At 42.3% G+C, this 24,728-nt stretch carries 20 protein-coding genes and 1 pseudogene; 14 read left to right on the top strand and 7 right to left on the bottom strand.

Annotated elements, in window-relative coordinates; translation table 11 throughout:
- Positions 1-3: 3 nt before the first annotated feature.
- The 5 genes and pseudogenes from AB1I63_03355 (at position 4) to AB1I63_03335 (ending at position 7,984) form a co-directional block, all read left to right on the top strand.
- Complete coding sequence (locus AB1I63_03355; GenBank protein ID MEW4353924.1) at positions 4-1,272, top strand: solute carrier family 23 protein; 1,269 nt, start codon at positions 4-6, stop codon at positions 1,270-1,272.
- A 66-nt stretch (positions 1,273-1,338) separates the two neighbouring features.
- Positions 1,339-2,265 carry an aspartate carbamoyltransferase catalytic subunit gene (locus tag AB1I63_03350; GenBank protein MEW4353923.1) on the top strand — a complete coding sequence of 309 codons (927 nt, stop codon included), beginning with the start codon at positions 1,339-1,341 and terminating at the stop codon, positions 2,263-2,265.
- A 28-nt stretch (positions 2,266-2,293) separates the two neighbouring features.
- A complete protein-coding gene (locus tag AB1I63_03345) occupies positions 2,294-3,382 on the top strand; it encodes a carbamoyl phosphate synthase small subunit (GenBank protein ID MEW4353922.1) in 1,089 nt (362 codons plus the stop codon).
- Positions 3,383-3,568: 186 nt separating this feature from the next.
- The gene (gene carB / locus AB1I63_03340; GenBank protein ID MEW4353921.1) at positions 3,569-6,748 is read left to right on the top strand and encodes a carbamoyl-phosphate synthase large subunit; all 3,180 of its coding nucleotides are present in this window, start codon (positions 3,569-3,571) and stop codon (positions 6,746-6,748) included.
- Positions 6,749-6,997: 249 nt separating this feature from the next.
- Positions 6,998-7,984, top strand: a pseudogene (locus AB1I63_03335) (IS30 family transposase).
- A 10-nt stretch (positions 7,985-7,994) separates the two neighbouring features.
- On the opposite strand, the gene AB1I63_03330 reads toward AB1I63_03335, so the two are convergent.
- The gene (locus AB1I63_03330; GenBank protein MEW4353920.1) at positions 7,995-8,963 is read right to left on the bottom strand and encodes an NAD(P)/FAD-dependent oxidoreductase; all 969 of its coding nucleotides are present in this window, start codon (positions 8,961-8,963) and stop codon (positions 7,995-7,997) included.
- A 158-nt stretch (positions 8,964-9,121) separates the two neighbouring features.
- On the opposite strand from AB1I63_03330, the gene AB1I63_03325 reads away from it, so the two are divergent.
- Complete coding sequence (locus AB1I63_03325) at positions 9,122-11,665, top strand: M1 family metallopeptidase (GenBank protein MEW4353919.1); 2,544 nt, start codon at positions 9,122-9,124, stop codon at positions 11,663-11,665.
- A 90-nt stretch (positions 11,666-11,755) separates the two neighbouring features.
- On the opposite strand, the gene mscL is transcribed toward AB1I63_03325, so the two are convergent.
- A complete protein-coding gene (mscL, locus tag AB1I63_03320; GenBank protein ID MEW4353918.1) occupies positions 11,756-12,136 on the bottom strand; it encodes a large conductance mechanosensitive channel protein MscL in 381 nt (126 codons plus the stop codon).
- Positions 12,137-12,295: 159 nt separating this feature from the next.
- On the opposite strand from mscL, the gene dnaG reads away from it, so the two are divergent.
- From dnaG to AB1I63_03305, 3 genes are all read left to right on the top strand, one after another.
- Positions 12,296-14,068, top strand: coding sequence for a DNA primase (dnaG, locus tag AB1I63_03315; GenBank protein ID MEW4353917.1), 1,773 nt, complete (start codon positions 12,296-12,298; stop codon positions 14,066-14,068).
- 2 nt (positions 14,069-14,070) lie between these two features.
- On the top strand, positions 14,071-15,183 hold the full coding sequence (rpoD, locus tag AB1I63_03310; GenBank protein MEW4353916.1) for an RNA polymerase sigma factor RpoD: 1,113 nt from the start codon (positions 14,071-14,073) through the stop codon (positions 15,181-15,183).
- A 451-nt stretch (positions 15,184-15,634) separates the two neighbouring features.
- Positions 15,635-15,964, top strand: coding sequence for a metal-sulfur cluster assembly factor (locus AB1I63_03305; protein ID MEW4353915.1), 330 nt, complete (start codon positions 15,635-15,637; stop codon positions 15,962-15,964).
- 403 nt (positions 15,965-16,367) lie between these two features.
- Here AB1I63_03305 and AB1I63_03300 read toward each other — a convergent pair whose 3' ends face one another.
- The 5 genes from AB1I63_03300 to AB1I63_03280 all read right to left on the bottom strand — a co-directional run bounded on the left by AB1I63_03300 (position 16,368) and on the right by AB1I63_03280 (position 20,354).
- Positions 16,368-16,712: a thioredoxin domain-containing protein gene (locus AB1I63_03300; GenBank protein ID MEW4353914.1), complete on the bottom strand. Its 345-nt coding sequence runs from the start codon at positions 16,710-16,712 to the stop codon at positions 16,368-16,370.
- A 62-nt stretch (positions 16,713-16,774) separates the two neighbouring features.
- Positions 16,775-18,493, bottom strand: a complete 1,719-nt coding sequence (locus AB1I63_03295; protein MEW4353913.1) for a phospho-sugar mutase — start codon at positions 18,491-18,493, stop codon at positions 16,775-16,777.
- Between the two features lie 73 nt (positions 18,494-18,566).
- Positions 18,567-19,130, bottom strand: a complete 564-nt coding sequence (locus AB1I63_03290) for an ECF transporter S component (protein ID MEW4353912.1) — start codon at positions 19,128-19,130, stop codon at positions 18,567-18,569.
- A complete protein-coding gene (gene coaC / locus AB1I63_03285) occupies positions 19,114-19,665 on the bottom strand; it encodes a phosphopantothenoylcysteine decarboxylase (protein ID MEW4353911.1) in 552 nt (183 codons plus the stop codon). The genes AB1I63_03290 and coaC overlap by 17 nt, the downstream gene beginning before the upstream one ends.
- A complete protein-coding gene (locus AB1I63_03280) occupies positions 19,662-20,354 on the bottom strand; it encodes a phosphopantothenate--cysteine ligase (GenBank protein MEW4353910.1) in 693 nt (230 codons plus the stop codon). Before AB1I63_03280 ends, coaC begins: the two co-directional genes overlap by 4 nt.
- Positions 20,355-20,512: 158 nt before the next feature.
- Between AB1I63_03280 and AB1I63_03275 the strand changes: the two genes are divergently transcribed.
- The 5 genes from AB1I63_03275 (at position 20,513) to AB1I63_03255 (ending at position 24,481) form a co-directional block, all read left to right on the top strand.
- Complete coding sequence (locus AB1I63_03275) at positions 20,513-22,183, top strand: formate--tetrahydrofolate ligase (GenBank protein MEW4353909.1); 1,671 nt, start codon at positions 20,513-20,515, stop codon at positions 22,181-22,183.
- Positions 22,184-22,256: 73 nt separating this feature from the next.
- Positions 22,257-22,382 (top strand): hypothetical protein, encoded by a 126-nt coding sequence (locus tag AB1I63_03270; protein ID MEW4353908.1) that lies wholly within the window; start codon positions 22,257-22,259, stop codon positions 22,380-22,382.
- A gap of 202 nt (positions 22,383-22,584) precedes the next feature.
- Positions 22,585-23,250, top strand: a complete 666-nt coding sequence (locus AB1I63_03265; protein ID MEW4353907.1) for a DUF5052 family protein — start codon at positions 22,585-22,587, stop codon at positions 23,248-23,250.
- Positions 23,247-23,987: a hypothetical protein gene (locus tag AB1I63_03260; GenBank protein MEW4353906.1), complete on the top strand. Its 741-nt coding sequence runs from the start codon at positions 23,247-23,249 to the stop codon at positions 23,985-23,987. The genes AB1I63_03265 and AB1I63_03260 overlap by 4 nt, the downstream gene beginning before the upstream one ends.
- Entirely contained in the window at positions 23,987-24,481 is a 495-nt protein-coding gene (locus tag AB1I63_03255) for an N-acetyltransferase family protein (protein MEW4353905.1), read from the top strand. Before AB1I63_03260 ends, AB1I63_03255 begins: the two co-directional genes overlap by 1 nt.
- Positions 24,482-24,728: the final 247 nt, after the last annotated feature.

Below are 24,728 nucleotides of genomic sequence, written 5' to 3'. Positions count from 1 at the left end.
AAGATGAATCAAGAAATGAAATATGATGTGCAGGATATGCCAAAACCAGGACTACTCTTAGGATTGTCCTTCCAACATTTGTTTGCCATGTTTGGGGCGACTGTGTTAGTACCGATTCTAGTAGGGATTGACCCTGCGGTGGCTCTCTTATCGAGTGGTCTTGGAACGCTCGCTCACTTGTCTGTGACCAAATTTAAAGTGCCAGCTTACATGGGGTCAAGCTTTGCCTACATTGCTGCTATGCAACTCTTGATGAAAACCGATGGGATTGCTGCGGTAGCCCAAGGTGCCATTACAGGTGGTTTGGTGTATTTCATCGTAGCCATGATTGTACGAGTGGCTGGTAATGGTTGGATTGATAAGATCTTGCCTCCTGTGGTTGTAGGTCCTATCATCATGGTCATTGGTCTTAGTCTTGCAGGAACAGCGGTCAATGATGTAATGATGAAAAATGGGGAATACAGCTTGACCAATTTTGCGATTGGGATGGTGACCTTGTTTGCGGTTATCCTCCTCAATATCTACGGTAAGAAAATCATCGGTGTGATTCCAATCTTGCTGGGTCTCATCATTGGTTATGTCTTTGCCCTTCTTTTAGGAGCAGTGACAGGTCAGGAAATTATCTCCTTTGCAGGTGTGGCAAAAGCATCATGGATTAGCTTTCCGCCAATGAATCTTCCTTTCCTTGATTATGGTATTAAATTGTATCCAAGTGCGATTTTGACCATGGCACCAATTGCCTTTGTGACGATGACGGAGCACTTTGGTCATGTGATGGTCTTAAATAGCTTGACAGGAAAAGACTTCTTTAAAGAACCAGGACTTGATAAGACGCTTCTTGGAGACGGGCTTGCGCAAGTGATTGCTGGTTTTGTCGGAGCTCCGCCGGTGACTAGTTACGGTGAAAACATCGGAGTAATGGCTCTTAATAAAATTTACAGTGTGTATGTGATTGCAGGAGCTGCAGTTCTTGCGATTGTGATGAGTTTTGTTGGAAAAGTATCTGCCCTTCTTCAGTCAATCCCAAGTCCAGTACTCGGTGGTATTTCAATCGCTCTCTTTGGAGTTATCGCATCGAGTGGGTTGAAGATTTTGATTGAAAAGCAAACAGATATGGACAATAAGAAGAATCTTTTGATTGCCAGTGTCATCTTGGTATCTGGTATCGGAGGATTGACCCTTCAATTATCAGGACTACAAATCTCAGGAGTGGCATTATCAACCATCCTAGGAATTGTCCTCTACCTCATCTTGCCAGAACCAAAGAAATAATAGTCATCATCTGATAAACGGTAACCATCGAGCCAATAGCTCAGTAAAATGTTAAAGGAGAATGTCATGTCAACCAATCAAATCGCACTTAAACATCTTGTTTCTATGGAATTGCTCACCAATGAAGAAGTCCTAGCTCTCATTAAACGAGGGATTGAGTTTAAAAATGGTAGCAAGGTTTCTTATGAAGACCAGCATATTGTCAGCAACCTCTTCTTTGAATCTTCTACTAGAACCCACAAGGCTTTTGAAGTAGCCGAGTTGAAGTTGGGGCTTGATTTATTGGATTTTGATAGCAAGACAAGCTCTGTCAATAAGGGCGAGACCTTGTATGATACGATTTTAACCTTATCGGCACTGGGGGTGGATGTTTGTGTCATTCGTCACCCAGAGGTCGATTATTACAAGGAACTGATTGAAAGTCCTACTATTACGACTTCTATCGTTAATGGTGGAGATGGTTCAGGACAACATCCGAGCCAAAGTCTGTTGGACTTGATGACTATTTATGAAGAATTCGGTCATTTTGATGGCTTGAAAATTGCGATTGCTGGAGATTTGAAGCATTCCCGTGTCGCAAAATCAAATATGATGATTTTGAAACGCCTTGGTGCAGAGTTGTATTTTGCAGGACCAGACGAATGGCGAACAGCTGAATTTGCGGACTATGGAAGTTTTGTGACGATTGATGAGGTGATTGATCAAGTGGATGTCATGATGTTTCTACGGGTGCAGCATGAACGACATGATGAATATTCAGCCTTTTCTATCAACAACTATCATAAGGCACATGGATTAAATCAAGAGCGGTACGCGCGCTTACAAGACCATGCGATTATCATGCATCCAGCGCCTGTCAATCGTGGCGTAGAGATTGCGGATGAATTGGTCGAGTCACCAAAATCACGAATTGTGCAACAAATGACCAATGGTATCTTTGTCCGCATGGCAATCATAGAAGCGGTATTGAAAGGGCGACAAGAAAATCGCTAATCAAGGAAAAGAAGGAGAATCGAGCGTTATGGCAAAACGTCTGTTAATTTTAGAAGATGGGACCATTTTTGAGGGAGAGGCTTTTGGTGCAGACATAGATGTGACAGGAGAGATTGTCTTTAACACAGGGATGACAGGCTACCAAGAGTCCATTACCGACCAGTCTTATAATGGACAGATTTTGACCTTTACCTATCCTTTAGTGGGAAATTACGGAGTCAATCGTGACGACTATGAGTCGATTAGTCCGACCTGCAAGGGAGTGGTGGTCTATGAATGGGCGAGACGAGCGAGCAACTGGCGCAATCAAATGACCCTAGATGAGTTTTTAAAATCCAAGCATATTCCAGGAATTGCAGGGATTGATACACGAGCTCTGACCAAGATTATCCGTCAGCATGGAACCATGAAGGCAACCTTGGCAAATGTTGGAGATTCTCTTGAGCATTTGCAAGATCAGCTAAAAGCAACGGTCCTGCCAACTGATAATATCAAGCAGGTCTCTACAAAGACAGCTTATCCAGCACCAGGAACTGGTCGCAATGTTGTCTTGGTTGATTTTGGATTAAAACATTCGATTTTAAGAGAGCTAGCCAAGCGCAACTGCAATGTGACCGTGGTGCCTTACAATACGACAGCTGAGGAAATTATTCATCTAAATCCAGACGGCGTCATGCTGTCAAACGGTCCTGGAGATCCAGATGATGTGCCAGAAGCGCTAGAGATGATTCGTGGTGTTCAAGGTAAGATTCCGATTTTTGGGATTTGTATGGGCCATCAGCTCTTTAGTAAGGCTAACGGTGCTAAGACCTACAAGATGAAGTTTGGACACCGTGGTTTCAATCATGCCGTGCGTGAGATTGCGACAGGGCGAGTGGATTTTACCAGTCAAAACCATGGCTATGCCGTGAGTCGTGAGGATTTTCCAGAAGATTTGCTCATCACGCATGAGGAAATTAATGACCGCTCAGTTGAAGGAGTTCGTCATAAGTATCACCCAGCTTTTTCCGTACAATACCATCCAGATGCAGCACCAGGACCGCACGATGCTAGCTATCTGTTTGACGAATTTATGGAGTTGATGGATGGATTTAAAGCTGGAGCTGAACGTTTGTAAAAGAGTGATCGTCAATAGCTTCTTGAAGAGCAGATGAATAGAAAGGAGACGCAAAGGGTTTCGTATTTAGGAAACTGAATACGGGCTACGAACTTGGTCAAAAAGATAGTTTTTCCTAGAACCTTTGGTTCAGCGGAAAAACTCCTATTTTGACTGCGTTCGTTATACGCCCTTTATATCTTAATTATGCCAAAACGTAGGGATATTCAAAAAATCATGGTGATTGGGTCTGGGCCGATTGTGATTGGTCAGGCGGCGGAGTTTGATTATGCAGGGACTCAGGCTTGTTTAGCGCTGAAAGAAGAGGGATACAGTGTTGTTTTGGTAAACTCTAATCCCGCGACCATTATGACGGATAAGGAGATTGCAGACAAGGTCTATATCGAGCCGATTACGCTTGAGTTTGTGACACGGATTTTACGTAAAGAAAGACCTGACGCTCTTTTACCAACTCTAGGTGGGCAGACAGGGCTGAATATGGCCATGGAACTCTCTAAGGCAGGAATCCTAGATGAATTAGGTGTCGAGCTTTTAGGAACCAAGTTATCTGCGATTGATCAGGCAGAGGATAGGGATTTGTTCAAGCAGTTAATGGAAGAACTAGGGCAACCTATTCCAGAGTCTGAGATTGTGACTACCGTTGAAGAAGCGGTTGCCTTTGCAAATAGGATTGGCTATCCTGTCATCGTTCGTCCTGCATTTACCCTTGGAGGCACAGGTGGCGGTATGTGTGCGGGTGAGGAAGAACTTCGTGAGATTGCAGAAAATGGCTTGAAACTCTCTCCAGTAACCCAGTGTTTGATTGAGCGATCGATTGCAGGTTTTAAGGAAATTGAGTACGAAGTCATGCGCGATAGTGCAGATAATGCCCTTGTTGTGTGTAACATGGAAAATTTTGACCCTGTGGGTGTGCATACAGGAGATTCGATTGTATTTGCACCGACGCAGACTTTATCAGACTATGAAAATCAAATGCTGCGAGATGCGAGTTTGAAGATTATCCGTGCACTTAAGATTGAGGGGGGCTGTAATGTCCAGCTAGCTCTTGATCCGCATAGTTTTAGGTATTATGTCATTGAGGTCAATCCTCGTGTGTCTCGCTCGTCTGCTCTTGCCTCAAAAGCAACGGGCTATCCGATTGCAAAATTAGCGGCTAAGATTGCAGTGGGCTTGACTTTGGATGAGGTGAAAAATCCTGTGACAGGATCAACCTATGCCATGTTTGAACCAGCGCTTGATTATGTAGTTGCCAAAATTCCTCGATTCCCATTTGACAAATTTGAATATGGGGAGCGTCGTTTGGGAACACAGATGAAGGCGACAGGGGAAGTTATGGCTATTGGGCGCAATATTGAAGAAAGTCTCCTAAAAGCCTGTCGTTCTCTTGAAATTGGGGTCTACCACAATGAAATCCCAGAACTAACTCAGGTTTCTGATGATGCTCTCATGGAAAAAGTCGTCAAACCGCAAGATGATCGTCTCTTTTATGTGTCTGAAGCGATTCGCCGTGGATATAGCATTGAAGAATTGGCAGAATTGACCAAAATTGATGTTTTCTTCTTAGACAAGCTTCTTCATATTGTCGAGTTGGAGCAGGAATTAGCTGCCAACCAAGGAGATATTGGAGTTCTCAAACGTGCCAAGCAAAATGGTTTTGCAGATCAAAAAATTGCTGAGCTATGGGGACGAAAGGCTAACGATATTCGCAAACTTCGCTTAGAAAATAAGATTATCCCCGTTTACAAAATGGTGGATACTTGTGCGGCTGAGTTTGAATCCAGCACCCCCTATTTTTACTCGACCTATGGTTTTGAAAATGAATCGTTACCATCAGACAAGGAGTCTGTTTTGGTTCTCGGTTCTGGTCCGATTCGAATCGGTCAAGGGGTCGAATTTGACTATGCTACCGTGCATTCAGTCAAGGCGATTCAAGCGGCAGGCTATGAAGCGATTATCATGAATAGCAATCCAGAGACTGTTTCAACAGATTTTTCAGTATCTGATAAGCTTTATTTTGAGCCATTGACAGTAGAAGATGTCCTTCATGTAATTGATTTGGAGCAACCAAAAGGTGTTATCGTGCAGTTTGGTGGGCAGACAGCTATTAACCTTGCGGAGCCTTTGGCAAAAGCAGGCGTGACTATTTTGGGAACACAGGTAGCAGATTTGGATCGGGCAGAAGACCGCGATCTCTTTGAACAAGCCTTGAAAGCTCTGGGCATTCCTCAACCTCCAGGACAAACTGCAACAAATGAGGAAGAAGCGATTGCAGCGGCACGCGCGATTGGTTTTCCTGTCCTTGTACGCCCTTCCTATGTGTTAGGAGGACGTGCTATGGAAATCGTTGAAAATGAAGAAGATTTGCGTTCTTATATGCAGACAGCTGTCAAAGCCAGTCCAGATCATCCTGTATTGGTGGATTCCTACATTGTTGGTCAAGAGTGCGAAGTAGATGCGATTTCAGATGGCAAGGAAGTTCTCATCCCTGGTATCATGGAACATATCGAGCGGGCAGGTGTCCACTCAGGTGACTCTATGGCTGTTTATCCACCGCAAACCTTGTCCAAAAAAGTTCAAGAAACCATTGCTGATTATACGAAAAAATTAGCAGTTGGGCTCAACTGTGTAGGCATGATGAATATTCAGTTTGTCATCAAGGATGAGATGGTCTATGTCATCGAAGTCAATCCGCGTGCGAGTCGGACGGTCCCATTCTTATCAAAAGTAACAGATATTCCGATGGCGCAGGTCGCAACACGTTTGATTTTGGGTGAAAGCTTAGCAGAGATTGGTTACGAGGATGGTCTTTACCCAGAAAGCACGCGCGTTCATATCAAAGCACCAGTCTTTTCTTTCACAAAACTAGCAAAAGTTGATAGCCTTTTAGGTCCAGAAATGAAGTCAACCGGTGAAGTCATGGGAACAGATACAACCCTTGAAAAAGCCCTTTATAAAGCTTTTGAAGCGAGTTACCTGCATTTGCCGACCTTTGGAACAGTTGTCTTTACCATTGCAGACGATAACAAACAAGAAGCCCTTGAGCTTGCTAAACGCTTTGCAAATATTGGTTACGGAATACTTGCAACATCTGGAACAGCAGCTTATTTTGCAGAAAACGGTGTACGTGTCCAGATCGTTGAAAAAATTGGTGATAGTGATCATCAAGATATCCCAGCCCTTGTCCGTCAAGGCAAGATTCAGGCCATTATCAATACAGTTGGAACCAAGCGTACAGCAGGACGTGATGGTGTTGCCATTCGTCGAGCAGCTGTTGAGCATGGGATTCCACTCTTTACAGCAATGGATACTGCAGAAGCCATGCTAAAAGTACTTGAAAGTCGTAGCTTTATGACAGAAGCTATTTAAACAATTTCTCGAGGTTGGAACAAAAGTTCCAACCTCATTTCCGTTTTATAGATGTAGTCAGTAGTTGTTTATAAGAAAATACTCCTAATTCTACTATAATAGAATTAGGAGTATTTTGCTTTTATATCACTTTTCCAATCTTTGGGCGTTTTTTGTCTCTTGAATTTACAATATAAGTGCACAATAAAAACTCATAAGATTTTTTCTAGTAAAATAAAACTGAACAAACATCTTACGAAAGGAAATCTTATGAGCTACCATCATTTTACCATAGATGAACGAGAAAGTATTCTGATTTATCGTACTAAAGGGATGACCTTTTCTCAAATAGCACGACTATTACATCGGCACCCCTCAAGTATTAGCCGTGAATTAAAACGTCATTCAAAACAAGGCAACTATTCGCCTAGTAGGGCACAAACAGCCTATCATCTCGCTAAATCGCATTGTGGGCGAAAAAGGAAATTAGAAATAGACACTGAACTCAGTCAGACCGTCAAGCATCTTTTTCTTGAGTGTCAATGGTCGCCAGAAGAAATTGAGGGGCGATTACGTTTAGAACGAGAAAGACCCGTCATTAGTTATCAAACCATTTATAGAGCTATCTATCGCGGTCACTTTGACGACACGCCTCTTTCACATGGTGCTCGTGGGGTTGTTCGCAAACTTCGTCACCATGGTAAAACACGCCATACACAATCCCATGTGGAAAAGCGAGGAAAAATTCCTATTTCTCATACCATTCATGAGAGGCCAACAGCAGCCAATGAACGCTCGAGAATAGGTGATTGGGAAGCCGATACTGTTGCTGGAAAGACTGGAAAAGCTTGCCTAGTAACACTCACTGATAGGCATTCCCGCTTCCTCAAAATTCAGAAAGTAGCTGTCAAGAAAAGTAAATTGGTTATAGAAGCCATGGTAAATATGTTATAGTCCCTACCAAAAGAAACAGTGACTCCTGATAGAGGTAAGGAATTCTCAGGACATCCTGAACTCACCGAGAAACTAAATGTCGAAGTCTATTTTCCTGATCCTCATGCTCCTTGGCAACGAGGAACAAACGAGAATACAAATGGCTTATTGCGAGAGTATTTTCCAAAAGGAAGTGACTTAACAGAGGTAGAACACTTGATCATTCAGGAATGGGAAGATAAATTAAACAACAGACCACGAAAATGTCTAAACTGGAAAACACCTTATGAAATTTTTTATGGGATAAATGTGCACTTAATTTGACAATTCGCCCTTATAAACTGGTTGAATGTTTTGGTTGAACTTTTTGGTCGGGATAAATGTAATTTATGGCATTGTTAATGGCAGTAGGAGCTTCTCCTAGGCCTGTGACAATCAAGTCGATTTTTCCCTCGTAACTACAACAATCACCCGCAGCGTAAATACCAGGAATCGAGGTTTCTTGTTTGCTATTAACCTTGATTTTATGACGATCAAGTTCTAAGCCCCATTGCTTGAGATTTCCAACAGAGGACTTAAATCCATAGTTAACAAATAGTTGGTCGAGTGGCAGAAGTTCAGTTTCTTCTGATTTTACTTTGGTAATTTCTAAATGGGTCAGCCGTTTGCCATCACAAATCAATTTACTTGGAACAAAGGGGGTTTTAACGTTGACACTAGAGTTTTTAAGAGCGTCAACACTATGCTCTAAGGCACGGAAATTATCTCGTCTATGTACGATAGTGGTTGGAGAAAGCTTTTCAAAAGCCAATGCCCAATCCACCGCAGAGTCTCCACCCCCTAAAATAACGACATTTTGTCCTGCATACTGGTGTAGATTAGAGACATGGTAGTGGATATTGTCAAAATCCTCCACGCCGTCTAGCTCGAGTGGACGTGGTTTAAATGCACCCCCACCCATGGCAATTACGACGGCTTTACTCAAGTGCGTGCCTTTAGAGGTTGTTAGGATGAAATGTTCTTCTGTCTTTTCAATATCAAGGAGGGTTTCATTGAGATGAATGCTGGTTTCAAAGCTAGTGAGCTGATCAATTAAGCGTGTGGTCAATTCTTCTCCCGTTAAATTGGTGAAACCAGGCACATCCTGAATCTTCTTTTCTGGATAGAGAATAGCCGGTTGCCCGCCTAGCTGTGGCAGTGAGTCAATCAATTTGACCTTGGCTCCTCTCATGTGGGCATAAAAGGCAGCAAAGAGACCTGTTGGTCCACCGCCAATAATGGTAATATCAAATACTTCAGACATAGCAACTCCTTCAAAAATAACTTCTTTTATTCTATCATAAAATATCAGAAAAGATGGAAAAATTGTGTCTATATGTAAGAATTGTGCTACAATAGAATAAATGATTATTATGGCAAACCTTTTTTACAAGAGGATTGCCATGGATTAAAGGAGACGCTATGCAAGCAGTTGAACATTTTATTGACACCTTTGTACCAGAGCATTATGACTTGTTTTTGGATTTGAGTCGCAAAGACAAGACTTTTACAGGTCGTGTGACCATCACAGGTGAGGCTAAGGCGACCACTATTTCCCTCCATCAGAAAGATTTGACGATTCAAGCAGTTCGTTTGGGAGAAAAAGAACTTTCTTTTGAAGTGGATAAGGAGCATGAATCTGTCTCTATCCAACTAGATCAAACAGCTCAAGTGAGTTTTGATGTTCTCTTTTCAGGAAATATCACGGATAATATGACAGGGATTTATCCATCTTATTACACAGTAGATGGAAAGCGACAAGAAGTCCTATCAACACAGTTTGAGAGTCATTTTGCCCGTGAAGCCTTTCCATGTGTGGATGAGCCAGAAGCGAAAGCTACTTTTGACTTAGCCTTGAAATTTGACCAAGAAGATGGTGAAATCGCCCTGTCTAATATGCCAGAAATCGATATCGAAAAACGCAAAGAAACAGGGATTTGGACCTTTGCGACTACACCACGCATGTCATCTTACCTTCTAGCTTTTGCGGCTGGTGATTTGCAAGGAATTACAACAACGACTAAGAATGGAACCTTGGTAGGAGTCTATGCAACCAAGGCACAACCGCTCAATAAATTGAACTTTGCTCTTGATATTGCTAAGCGTTCGATTGAGTTTTACGAGGATTATTTTGGTGTTGCCTACCCAATTCCTCAATCACTTCATGTAGCTTTACCTGACTTTTCTGCAGGTGCCATGGAAAACTGGGGCTTGATTACCTATCGTGAAGTCTATCTCTTGGCTGATGAGAATTCTAGCGCTATGAGTCGTCAGCAAGTTGCACTAGTGATTGCCCACGAAGTCGCTCACCAGTGGTTTGGAAATCTTGTAACTATGAAATGGTGGGATGACCTCTGGCTGAATGAAAGTTTTGCAAATATGATGGAGTATGTCTGTGTCGATGCTTTGGAGCCAAGCTGGAAGATTTTTGAAGATTTCCAAACTGGTGGCGTTGGTGCTGCCCTTAAGCGTGATGCTACTGATGGCGTGCAATCTGTCCATGTAGAAGTCACTCATCCAGATGAAATTAACACTCTCTTTGACGGTGCGATTGTTTATGCGAAAGGAAGCCGTCTCATGCATATGCTTCGTCGCTGGCTAGGAGATGCTGCCTTTGCAAAAGGACTTAATGCCTACTTTAAGAAACACCAGTATGGCAATACCGTAGGAGAAGACCTTTGGAATGCCCTTACGGAAGCTTCAGGTCGTGATGTAGCTAGCTTTATGAATGCTTGGCTAGAGCAACCAGGTTATCCAGTGGTGAGCTTGTCTGTGGAAGAAGATGATTTGATTATTTCACAAAAACAATTCTTCATTGGTGAAAATGAAGAAAAAGGTCGTTTGTGGCAAGTACCGCTTAATAGCAACTGGAAAGGCTTACCAGATACCTTGACAGAAGAGAGTATCCGCATTCCAAATTACAGCCAATTAGCAACTCAAAACGAAGGTGCCCTTCGGTTGAATACGGAAAATACAGCCCACTATATCATTGATTACCAAGGAAAACTGTTGGAAGATCTTTTGAAAAATTTAGCAAGCTTGGATGCTACAAGTAAATTGCAAGTCGTTCAAGACCGTTACCTCTTGGCAGAAAGTGGTCGCATTTCTATGGCTGAGTTGGTTCCAGTCATTCAGCAGTTAGCGACAGACGAAGCTTATATGGTGGTCAATGCTGTCTTTATGGCTTTGGCTGGTTTGAGACGGTTTGTGGATGCAGATACAGATGTAGAAGAAGCCTTGAATGCCTTGACGATTGCCCTCAATCAGCACAATTATGACCGCTTAGGCTTTGAAAAAGTAGCTGGTGAAAAAGATGAGGACGAACTGGTTCGTCAACTTACTCTTAGCAGCATGATTCAAGCAAATGAAGCAGATGCTGTTGCAAAAGCTAGCCAACTCTTTAGAGCGTACGAAGATGATTTGGAAACATTACCAGCAGCCATTCGCTTATATGTACTAAACAATCAAATGAAACACCATGAAAGCAGAGAATTGGTTGATAAGTATCTTGACTTGTATGTCAAGAGTAATGACAGTGTCTTCCAAAGAGAGCTAGCAAATGCCCTTTCAAGAACGAAGCAAGAAGATACAGTAGCGCATATTCTCAGCAAATGGCAGGATAAATTTGTGGTAAAACCACAGGACTTGGCTTCTTGGTATGCTGCATTCTTACGCCAAGATTTCACTCAAGCCTTTGTATGGCTTTGGGCGCGTGAAAACTGGGATTGGATTAAAGCAGCTCTAGGAGGCGATATGAGCTTTGATCACTTTGTCGTCTACCCAGGAGCTATCTTTAAAACGCAAGAGCGTCTAAAAGAGTATAAAGCCTTCTTTGAACCTCAGTTGAATGACTTGGCGATTAGCCGTAGCATTAGTATGGGAATCAAGGAAATCACTGCCCGTGTGGAACTTCTTGAACGTGAAAAAGAAGCTGTTGCTAAAGCTATTTTAGCAAGTGTCGATTAAAGATAAAAAAAAAGGGGGGGGGTGTTTCACTCCCTTTTTCCTAGAATAAAATATAGAAAAAATCAGCCGTAAATCGACTGATTTTTTTGATTATTTTTTCTCAAGCAAAGCTTTGATATCTTGAAGAACTTCTAGCTCAGTTGGAGCAGCAACTTCTTCGATAGCTTCTTCTTGTTTCTTCGCAAGTGATTGTGCTTTTTCCATTCCTTTAATGATGAAGAAAAGAACAGTACCTACAATCACAAAGTTGATGATAGCGCTTAGGAAGTTTCCGTAAGCTACACCATTCCAGCTCAATTCAGCAATCTTTTCTGCACCAGCAGCTTTCAAAGCTGGGTTCAAGAAAAGAGGAGTGATAACATCTTCAACCAATGAAGTAATGATAGCTCCAAAAGCACCTGCGATGATTACACCGACTGCCAAATCAACAACGTTTCCACGAAGAAGAAAATCTTTCAAATCTTTTAACATTTTCTTTTCCTTTCATAATAAAAAGTTATGAGTCTATTCTAGCGTACTTTAAAAATTTTTTCAACCAATTTGTTTTTTCCTGTGTTGAATATTTTACTTTTTCACAAAATTACGGTAGAATAGAAAGTAATGTTCTATGATAAGATGGAGGTATTGTCTATGGTTAGCAAAGAAATTGTTGCTGAGATAAAAAATAGTGTCAATATCGTCGAAGTCATAGGAGAAGTCGTTGCTTTGACCAAGGCAGGACGTAACTTTTTGGGACTTTGTCCTTTTCATGGAGAAAAAACGCCGTCTTTTAACGTTGTTGAAGATAAGCAGTTTTATCATTGTTTTGGTTGTGGGAAGTCAGGAGACGTCTTTAAATTTTTAGAAGACTATCGTGGCATTACCTTTATGGATGCGGTAGCAGTTTTGGCAGAGCGAGTGGGAATCCAGCTAGCGGTGGAGAGTCGAGAGCATACTCCTCGAAAACATCCTCATCAGGAACTATATGATATCCATACGGAGGCTGCAAAGTTTTATCATGCGGTGTTGATGACGACTACCATGGGTGAGGCAGCAAAAAGTTATCTGCATCAGCGGGGATTGACGGACGATGTGATTCAGCATTTTCAGATTGGACTAGCTCCTAAGGGGAATTCCTATCTTTATCAAAGTGTGGTAGAGAAGTTTAGCGAGGCAACCTTGATGGACTCGGGGCTGTTTAATATTGCGGATAACAACATGGTCTTTGACGCTTTTCAAGATCGGATTATGTTTCCCTTGCTGGATGATAGTGGGCGCGTCATTGCCTTTTCTGGACGGATTTGGCAGGAACATGATGCAGATGCCAAGATTGCAAAGTACAAAAACAGCCGTAGCACCCCTATTTTTAATAAAAGCTATGAGCTGTATCATTTGGACAAGGCCAAGGCTGTCATGAAAAAACAGCACGAAGTCTATCTCATGGAAGGCTTCATGGATGTGATTGCGGCTTATCGAGCAGGGATTGAAAATGCTGTTGCTTCTATGGGAACTGCCTTAACGCGTGAGCATGTCAATCACCTAAGTCGCTTTACCAAAAAAGTTGTTTTGACTTACGATGGAGACAAGGCAGGTCAAGCAGCAACGGAAAAAGCATTGGCAGAGTTGGATGGTATGACAGTAGAGATTGTCACCATTCCTGATCAAATGGATCCTGATGAATTTATTCAAAAAAATTCTTTGGAAGATTTGCAGGATTTACTGACGAAAACACGAATAAGTAAGATAGAGTTCTTAATTCAGCATCTCAAGCCTGATAACATTGAAAATTTACAGGCACAGATCGCCTTTGTTGATCAAATGGCTCCCCTGATTGCCCAAGTGACCTCCATCACAGCACAAAATTCCTATATTTATAAGTTGGCAGACTTGTTGCCTGATTTTGATTATCAGCAGGTGGAGCAAGCGGTTAATCAGGTGCGGATTTTAGCGAGGCAGACGCAAGAGGCAACATCTCATGGCCGACCGAGCACTGTCCTTACGTTACCAGTGAGTAAGCAGACTTCTCGCTTGATAAGAGCAGAGAGTCACCTGTTGCAACGAATGGTGGAGCATCCTTTGATTTTAAATGAGTATCGCTTACGAGAGGACTTTCAGTTTGCAACTCCGGAATTTGAGGTTTTGTACCGTTTATTAAAGACAAATGGTGAAGTGACTCCTCAGGATTTATCTCTACAAGAAGAAACTGTTCAGCAGGCGTGGTACCGCGTTTTAGAGGAGAATTTGCCCCAAGATGTCGGAGAACATGAACTAGCAGAAATCGAGACGGTACGGGATAAGGAATTGCTCAGAAAAGAAAGCCAGATGATTAGCAAGACCATTCGTGAGGCTTCTCATAGTGGAAATGCAGATCTAGCTTTGGAAGAATTAGAACGATTGATTGCACAAAAAAGAAGAATGGAGTAGGTATGACTACAAAACAAAAAGAAGTAACCACATTTGATGTCCAAGTTGCAGAATTTATCCGCAACCATAAGAAGGCAGGAACAGCAACGGACGATGAAATCAATGATCAGCTGGTCATTCCTTTCACCTTAGATGCTGATGGTATCGAAGATCTCTTACAACGAATTCAAGATGCAGGGATTGCTATTACAGATAAGGAAGGAAATCCGAGTGCGCGTGCCCTTCAGACTGAGGAAGAAGAGCCAGAATTGAGCGATGAGGAGTTGCTTGGTAGCACATCAGCTAAAGTCAACGACCCTGTTCGGATGTATTTGAAAGAAATCGGTGTTGTTCCTCTCTTGACCAATGAAGAAGAGCAAGAATTGGCGCTATTGGTGGAGCAAGGAGACTTGGAAGCCAAACAACGCTTAGCAGAAGCTAACCTTCGTTTGGTGGTATCTATTGCTAAACGCTATGTGGGTCGTGGCATGCAGTTCTTGGATTTAATTCAAGAAGGAAATATGGGCTTGATGAAAGCCGTTGATAAATTTGACTATTCAAAAGGATTCAAATTTTCTACCTATGCTACGTGGTGGATTCGTCAAGCTATTACGCGGGCGATTGCAGACCAAGCTCGTACTATTCGAATCCCTGTTCACATGGTTGAAACCATCAATAAATTGGTTCGTGAACAACGGAACTTATTGCAGGAATTGGGGCAGGATCCAACACCAGAACAAATCGCAGAGCGCATGGATATGACGCCAGATAAGGTTCGTGAAATCTTGAAGATTGCTCAGGAGCCAGTATCATTAGAAACGCCGATCGGTGAGGAAGACGATAGCCATCTAGGAGATTTCATCGAAGATGAAGTGATTGAAAATCCAGTAGATTACACGACTCGTATCGTTCTTCGTGAGCAGCTAGATGAGGTACTCGATACCCTTACAGACCGCGAAGAAAATGTCTTACGCTTGCGTTTTGGACTAGATGATGGAAAAATGCGGACCTTGGAAGATGTTGGTAAAGTCTTTAATGTGACACGTGAACGGATTCGTCAAATCGAAGCCAAAGCCCTCCGCAAGTTACGCCACCCAAGCCGCAGCAAACCATTGCGTGACTTTATAGAGGATTAAAACGGTTCGGGGAACCGTTTTAACGCCCACTCAAAAACACGAGAGTGGGCTAGTCAGGGGGATTTTTCTAACTCTCGCCTAAAAATTAGAAAGTGGGCAAATCCAGTGGACTTTTTAATGTCCGTCAGAAAATAAGGGAATGGGCAATGTAAGGATAGGCAGTATCAGACGCTTACCTAAATATACAAAAGTAGCTCAGTTCAGTGGCTTTGGCTAAGGTCCGCTAGAAAATAAGAGAGCAGGCTGGTTTAGGAAATCGTTTTAACGTTTGCTTAGCAATCGAAAAACGGTTTCTTCCTGCATAGATTTTTAATGTCCACCAGAAATTCGAGAATAGGCAATTCTAGTAGATTTTGTTAAGTCTTTCTAATGCCTGCTAGAAAAGCAAATCAGCACTAAAAGTCTATAAAAAGCGCAAACAAATCAAATCAATGATAGGAGAAGATGATTCATGGCTTATACAGAAGAACAGGTAAAAGAAATTCAAGAGCGGATTTTCCATGCTTTAGAAGAAGTCATTGACCCTGAGTTGGGGATTGATATTGTCAATCTTGGATTGATTTATGAGATTCGTTTTGATGGGGAAACGGGGCATACAGAGATCGATATGACCTTGACGACAATGGGCTGTCCTTTGGCAGATTTATTGACGGATCAGATTTATGATGCGATGAAGTATGTTCCTGAAGTTACAAAAGTCGATGTGAAGCTGGTTTGGTACCCTGCTTGGACGGTTGAAAAAATGAGTCGATATGCTCGGATTGCTTTGGGAATTCGTTAGTTTTATGAATAACAAATGAGGTTGGAACAATAGTTCCGACCTCATTATGTTTTATAGATCTAACAGTTTGACGCAGTAGTTGTGCCACGTCAATCTTGAGGAATATGAATAATCGAGTGGACTGTTCATACCTGAATTCAGAAACGAGAAAGTGAAGACATTCAGGAGAAGATTGTTTATATCTGGGTCTAAAAATTGGAAAATGAGGGTGATAAAATCGATTTCTTCGACATCATGATTGAATCCCACTACCATTTTTCTATCGTTTCAAGTTAGTTTTTCATGAGAAGAACACCAGCAGCTTAGTGGCTGGTGGTGAGGATTCTAGCGTGTTTTGTTTTGATTGAGTATGATGCAACGAGTCGCAGGCGTTAGGTAAGACGAGTTAACGACGCCTGAATGGCTAGAAATGGGCAAATTGTTTAATTTCTTCTGCTGTCATGGAGGAGTCGCAACGGACCTGAAGTTGTCCGTTTTCAATATGAATAAAGGCAGGGACAGTTGGAATGTTGAATTCCCGTCGGAAGTCTTGTAATTCATGCCAGTCTTCTACATGATCACTGGCGATGAAATAAACAGTCTCTTTCGTCTCTTCTATAACTTCTGCCAAGGTGTGCGCAAAGCGATGGCAGTATGGGCAGGTATTTCTTCCGAGAAAGAAAGTAGCAGTTTCGCCATTAGCGAGTTTTTTACGAATATCGGCAACGTTTTTTTGTTCTAAGTTTTCAATAGTAGGATTAAAATGCATAATTTCCTCATTTCTAAATAGGATGAAAAGGGAGCTGGGCGTTACGTCCAGTCCCCTTTTTCTTATTTGATAAATGTTGTAATTTCGGATTCGATAGCAGCAATTTTTGCATCGGCATCTTCGTTTGAAGATCCTACAACAGCAATATAGAATTTGATTTTTGGTTCTGTTCCTGACGGACGAACGGCGATCCATGATCCATCTGCGAGAGTGTACTTCAATACATCACTTGGTGGTGTGCAAAGAGCAGTCACATTCCCTTCGTGGTCAGTTGAGGTTTGCGCTTTGAAATCTTCTGTGATTTGGATAGCTGTATTGTTGAAAGTAGCTGGTTGTTCCTTGCGGAATTTTTCCATGATGGCTTTGATTTGCTCTGCTCCATCAACACCAGAGAGGGTCACAGAGAGTGTTTTTTCTGCAAAATAGCCATATTCTTGGTAGATTTCTTCGATACCATCGGCTAGTGTCAATCCACGAGAGCGATAGTAGGCAGCGATTTCTGCAACCATTAAGACAGCTTGAATAGCATCTTTGTCACGAACGAATGGTTTGATGAGGTAGCCAAAGCTTTCTTCAAAGCCAAATAGGTACGTGTGATTGTGTTGTTCTTCAAATTCTTGAATTTTTTCGGCGATAAATTTAAAGCCTGTCAAGACATTGAACATAGTTGCGCCGTAGCTTTCAGCAATTTTGGCTACCAAGTCAGTGGATACGATTGATTTTGCAAGGGCAGCGTTAGCTGGAAGAGTGCCAGCTGTTTTATGGGCTTCAAGGATGTATTTAGCAATGATAGCACCGATTTGGTTTCCAGAGAGATTACGGTAGCTTCCGTCTTTTTGCAAGACCTCTACACCAACGCGGTCAGCGTCTGGGTCTGTTGCGATGAGGACATCGGCACCAACTTTATGACCTAATTCTTCTGCAAGTGCAAAGGCTGCTTGGCTTTCAGGATTTGGTGAGGAAACAGTAGAGAAGTTTGGATCGGCAACTGCTTGGCTTTCCACCACTTGGACAGAATCAAATCCTGCTTGGGCAAGGGCACGACGTGCCAGCATTTCACCAGTACCGTGGAGCGGAGTATAGACGATCTTCATGTCTTTTCCGTATTTTGCAATCAAGTCTGGATTGATGTTGACAGATTTGACTTCTTTGAGGTATTCAGCATCAATCGCCTCACCAATGACTTGAATCAAACCGCTCGCTTTTTCAGCTTCGACATCTGCAACTTCAATCGCAAATGGATTGTCAATCGTACGGATATAGTCTGTCAGTGCATCTGCATCGTGTGGCGGCATTTGTCCACCGTCTTCTCCATAGACTTTATAGCCGTTAAATGGTGCTGGATTGTGACTAGCTGTAATCATAATGCCGGCAAAAGTACCTAGATGACGGACAGCAAAGGAGAGTTCAGGTGTCGGACGAAGACTTTCAAATACATAGGATTGAATGCCGTGTTTAGCAAGGACAGAAGCAGCTTCAAAAGCAAATTCAGGTGAGAAATGACGAGAATCATAGGCAATGGCTACCCCACGTTTTTTTGCTTCTTCACCTTTTTCATCAATCAAGCGTGCCAAACCTTCGGTTGCTTGACGAACGACATAAATATTGATACGATTCGTTCCTGCACCAATCAAACCACGCATACCAGCCGTTCCAAATTCAAGGTTGGTATAAAAAGCATCTTCTTTTGTTTTTTCATCCATTGCGACTAATTCGTCCCGCAAGTAGGCTGGGAGTTCAGCATAATCCAGCCATGTTTGAAAATTTTCTTGGTAAGACATAAACAATCTCCTTTATACTTTTAATCGCTTTCATTATATCATGTTTGCAAAGAAAAATCACGTTTTCACGTGATTATTTTTGTATTTTTTTCAAGCGAGGAACGATGGTTACTGTCAGTAAAATAGAAAGAATCACCTCAGCGATGGAGTTGGTGGAAATGACAGATGCAAGGAGTAATTGGATGTTGCCTTTGTAAACATTTGAAAAGAGAAAGAAAATTCCGCTTAAGACAAATATCGTATTGGTCAGTGAGCCGATACCTCCAGCTAGAGCTAATCCTAGTTTATTTTTGAGGAATTTATAGGTGTAATAAGGGGTAATGCCAATCAAGATTCGTGGGACTAGTGCGATAATGGCTGAAAAGAGATTGCCATTTGGCACAAAGGGGCTAAAGAGATAGCTGGTTGGAAGCAGTACCACTGTATTGGTCATTAGACTAATCATTCCCATGAGAAAGCCTAAAATAGCACCCACACGTGGTCCATACAGGATACTTGCGATGATCACAGGAATATGGATGATGGTTGGTTTGATGGGAACAGGTAGGACATTGAAAATGACGGAGCTCATCAGGTGAAGAACTAACATCACAGCAAAAAAGATAGCAATAGAAGCAAGGTTAGATTGTCTTTTCATGGATTATTTCCTTTACAGTTTCAAGGATGAGTGGGAGTTCAGCAAGGGCTCCTTTGCCGTAATCTCCACAGGCAAGTAAGGTTTCACGAGGTTCTATAAAGCGATAGCCTACACTCTCTAAGCTATGAAGATTCGCTTGGGTTAGAGGGTTTTCATACATGACGGTATTCATAGCTGGGGCGAGTAATCTTGGTGTATGACTAGGAAGAGCAAGGGCAACAGCAGTCACGATATTGTCTGCTAAGCCGTGCGCTAATTTGGCAATGGTGTTTGCTGTTGCTGGAGCTACAAGAAAGAGATCTGTTTGCTTGGCTAGCTCGATATGATTGACCTTGTTTGGCAAAGGCTCTGTCATCACGTCAGTATGAACGATGTTTTTCGAGAGAACTTGCAGGGCCAAGGGGGTGATAAACTGTGTAGCAGCTTCCGTCATTAGGATTGTCACATCATAGCCAGCTTTGGTGAGCTGGCTCGTTAAATCTGCAGCTTTATAGGCTGAGATACTGCCGGTCACAGCAAGAGTAATGCGTGTCATCGTTCGTCCTTTCTATGGAGATAGGTGTAGAGTTGGTGAGCAATTTCTTCCTTGGTTTCAACGGAAGTAACTTTCTCTGTTTCGACCAAGTAAGCGCGGTGATGATGCTTGGTGATTTCTGTCAAATCATTTGCCACAATCATATCTGCTTGGTTGGTCTCAAGGCTCTGACTAGCTACATCAAGCAGCTCTTTCTGCGGAACATCCACTAATAGTTTAAAGCCGATGAGAGTAATCTTAGGATTCCAAAGTTTGATATGACGAATGATTTTCGGTGTTTTTTTGAGAAAGAGAACTTGGTAATCTGAGTGAGAAGAAATCTTTGATTCACTATTTTCTTGCTCTAAAAAGACTTGTAAATTCTCAACTTGTGCGACTTGGTCAAAATCAGCCATATAAACAGGTGTATAATCAGATACAGCCATGGCGTGGATGAGAACATCGTGTGTTTTCACCAGTGGTTCCAGTGTTTCTAATAGACTATTTACAGTTTCGACTAAGGTAATGGTTAAGTTTGGCTTAGCAGCTGGTTTTACCGCTTTTTCAGTCGTAACCAAGGTCACTTCGTCTCCTTTTTCAGCGAAATAGTGAGCCAAAGTAGCTCCCAGCCGACCTGTGGAATGATTCGTAATGGAGCGAACGCGGTCAATCTTTTCAGAGGTTCCTCCAGATGTGATCAAAATTTTCATATCTTTTATTGTATCAAAAACTTGTATATTCGTAAATGAAAAGGCAACCAAAAGCAGAAGAAAAGCAAATACCGAACTTTTAAAGAAAAATATAGAGAAACGATATACATTTACGACATTTTTGCTATAATGAAAAGAGGAAATCAAAAGGAGTCGCTATGAAAACAGATATCGAAATTGCACAAAGTGTGGAGTTACAGCCGATTGTAGATGTGGTTGAAAAAGTAGACATTGCCTACGATGATTTGGAATTATATGGAAAATACAAGGCGAAATTGTCCTTTGATAAGATTGAAGCGGTCAAGGAAAATGACTTGGGGAAGCTGATTTTGGTAACGGCAATTAATCCAACGCCTGCTGGTGAGGGTAAGTCAACGGTGACCATTGGTCTAGCAGATGCCCTCTCGAACATTGGCAAGAAAACCATGATTGCTCTGCGGGAACCGTCACTCGGTCCTGTTATGGGGATTAAAGGCGGTGCTGCGGGTGGTGGCTACGCTCAGGTCTTACCGATGGAGGACATTAATCTCCATTTTACAGGGGATATGCACGCCATCACAACGGCGAACAATGCCCTGTCTGCCCTGATTGATAATCATATTCACCAAGGAAATAGCTTGGGTATTGATCAACGCCGTATTATCTGGAAACGCGTGGTGGACCTGAATGACCGTGCGTTACGTAAGGTGACCGTTGGTTTGGGAGGTCCCTTGAATGGGATTCCTCGTGAGGATGGTTTTGATATTACGGTTGCTTCTGAAATCATGGCCATTTTGTGCCTTGCAACGGACTTGAATGACTTGAAAGAGCGTTTGGCAAGTATCGTGATTGGCTATCGCTTTGACCGTAGTCCTGTCTATGTCAGAGATTTAGCGGTAGAAGGGGCGCTGACTCTTCTCTTGAAAGAAGCCCTAAAACCAAATCTTGTACAGACCATTTACGGCACACCTGCTTTTGTGCACGGTGGTCCATTTGCCAATATCGCGCATGGCTGTAACTCTGTTTTAGCGACCTCGACTGCCCTTCGTCTGGCAGATTACGTAGTGACTGAAGCAGGATTTGGGGCAGACCTTGGTGCGGAAAAATTCCTCGACATCAAAACACCAAATCTACCAAAAGCGCCTGATGCTGTGGTAATTGTCGCAACCCTACGTGCTCTTAAAATGCACGGTGGTGTTGAAAAAGATAGTCTCTCAGAAGAAAATGTAGAAGCGGTGCGAAAGGGCTTTGCCAATCTTAAACGCCATGTTGAAAATGTGAAAAAATACGGTATTCCAGCAGTTGTTGCCATTAATGAATTTATCTCAGATACCCCAGAAGAAATCGCAGCCTTAAAAGAACTCTGCGCAGAAATTGGTGTGCCAGTCGAGCTGGCCAGCGTCTGGGCGAATGGGGCAGAAGGAGGCCTAGAGCTGGCTCAAACCCTTGTCGAAACCATTGCCACAAATCCTGCGGAATATAAACGTCTTTATCAGGCAGAGGATAGCTTGGAGACCAAGGTGTCCAAGATTGTGACCGAGATTTACGGTGGAACAGGTGTGGTTTTTGAAAAGAAATCCCGCACTCAGTTGGCAGAATTTGCTAAACACGGTTGGGACAAATTGCCAGTATGTATGGCCAAAACTCAATACAGTTTTTCAGATGAACCAACAGCCCTTGGGGCGCCTGAAAACTTTGACATCACCGTGCGTGAATTTGTACCAAAACTTGGTGCAGGCTTCATCGTAGCCCTAACTGGTGATGTCATGACCATGCCAGGACTACCTAAACTACCTGCCGCCCTCAACATGGATGTAGCAGAAGACGGTACAGCCATTGGACTCTTCTAATATTTGTCACACATTAAAACTGGGGATTTTCTCCAGTTTTTTGGTATAATATGATAGACTAAGGAGGAAGAACATGACAGTTGAACAGGAAGAAAAACGGAAGCGACGAATGATCATCGCTCTTATGTTAGATGTGCTACACTTGTTTGCTCTGTTTCTTTTTTTCCAAGGAAATGCTGGGAGTGGGATGTATCGATAGGAGATGGAGTGTTTTTTTGCTCATTTTCTTAATGCCCCAATTGGCAGTATTAGTCCTAGGAATGGCGACTTTGCTGTTCACTATTCTATCTTACAGTAAGTGGGGATTGCGATTTGCCTTGATTTTCCATATCATAGCTATATTTGTAACCTACTCTCCTTTATATCTGGTTACGCTACTAGGATTAGGCATTCAATGCCTCATGTTAGGGATATTAGTTTTTTCAAAAAAAATACAGAGAGGAAGAAAAAGTTTGAAAAAGAAATTCTTGAAAATGGCTCTAGTGCTAGGCTTGTCTGTGACTATCTTGTCAGGATGTCAGTCAATTCAGAATTGGTGGAAAAATACCGAGGCTGAATGGATTGGGCTTGAGATGAACCTGCGCACCTATGATGAAAATTCTCAGTTGATTGATGAAATGTCTGGAAAATCGCTGTCTATTTCGCGCAATGAAGACTTTGATTCAGTAGACAGCGAGGGGAACTCCAAGGGAGATAGTGCGGTGTTGAAAATCACCTTGGGCAAGTACGAAATTGACCATGTTGGCTCCTCCTTGATTGCAGCAGAAGACGGACTGGAAGATATTTTCTTAAAATATCAGAAAACGGCGACCGCAGATGATCAGCAAGCAGCTGTTCCGATATTGAATCGCATGGTGTCCAAGTTTAAAAATGACTTTACAGGAAAAGAAAAAGTCATTCTCATTCGCTCACAAAACGGCACCCCGCTTGCGACTTATGCAGGCAACAAGGTATCCTTGTACGCGTCAGATGCGCCAAAGACCTCAGAACTTTTGATTGATGGGAAGCGTTTGATTATTTATCGTTGTGACTACACCATTTACGACCGGGAGTTGCTGGAGAAATGAGACAAATCTATGCCTATGAAGCAGACAACGATAGGCTTCATATCCAGCCTGTAACGGATGAATTGTTCAAGCAAGGTGCGCTTTATAGGGAGTATTTGGCAATCCATTTTGCCTTAAAAGAGCCAGCAGACTTTGTGGTTTGGACCAAAGCCTCTTTTGCAAGTCACATCTTTGGAAATCACGACTTGCCTGCCTATAACAATGGCACACGCATTATCATGTGTCCAGATAAAAAAGAGTGGGAAGATTTATTATCAAAGGCTTTTGCTCCCTATGAAATGCCTCAGTCTTTAGTAGACTATTATAGAAATTTACCAGACTATCAGATGACGCAGATTTTCTTACATGAAATAACCCATGACAGCGACTTGTTTGGTTCGGAGTATGGCGAAGCTAGGGATGATTTATGGTTTGAAGAAGGCATGTGCGAATACTTATCGTATCGCTATATTCTCACAGATGAGGAACTCCTAGAGATACGTACTTTATTACAAACACAAGTCGATTTTTTTAATCCTATTTTTGGCGGCTTTCATGTTGAGAAGTTTTCAGAAGAGACTTACAAAGACGGTAATCTGGCCTATCTCTACACCTTTTATGTGCATGCCTTTTTGACGGTCTGTGACTTGGTGGACCAATTTGGTAGTGTGGAGCAGGTTTTTGAGGTGTATCAGGATTGGTGGCAGAACTCAGAAACGACAAGTCTATTTGATTGGTTTAAAAAGAAAGGAAAATGATGATTTCAATTCGTGCTGCACAGGTAGCTGACGCTGTTGCCATTCGTGCTATTTATGAACCCTATGTGTTGAAAACAGCTATTACATTTGATTTAAAAGTACCCAGTAGAGAGGATTTTGCAAAAAAAATAGCCACTATCCAACAACGTCATCCTTTCTTGGTGGCGGAATACGAAGGAAAAGTTGTGGGCTATGCCTATGCTTCTACTTACTATGATAAAGCTGCTTATGATTGGACCGCAGAATTAACCATCTATATCGATGAAACAAAACGTGGCTTACACATCGGAAGTGCGCTATACGATGCCTTAGAAGAAGAGCTTATCAAGCGTGGCTTTAAGAATTTTGTTGCTTGCATTTCTCTGCCCAATGATGCCAGTATCGCTTTTCATGAAAAACGTGGCTATGAGCAAGTGGCGCATTTTAAAAAGGTAGGCTACAAATTTTCAAAGTGGCACGATATTGTCTGGCTACAAAAAAGTTTGTTGGAGTAAAGGTAGGTGGAATTTTCAATTCTCAAAAATCTCGATACAACCCCCAAATGTTCAGAATTTGCATTTACCAAGAAATCTGCTATAATAGAATTATGCGATGAGCCGAATGTGGCAGTAGCCACTTTCACGCTAGGGAGGTCAAAACGCAGGAGCGGACCTTGATAAGTTGTGTGAACCTGCTTATCACACGAAAGTGCCCTTAGACCAAGAGAAATCTTGGTCTTTTTTTGATCTTGAATTTACAATA

This window comes from Streptococcus pneumoniae, from assembly GCA_040719455.1.
GTDB lineage: Bacteria > Bacillota > Bacilli > Lactobacillales > Streptococcaceae > Streptococcus > Streptococcus pneumoniae_G.
Note: the sequence above shows the minus strand (reverse complement) of the source record. Positions and strands in the feature narration are given on the sequence as shown.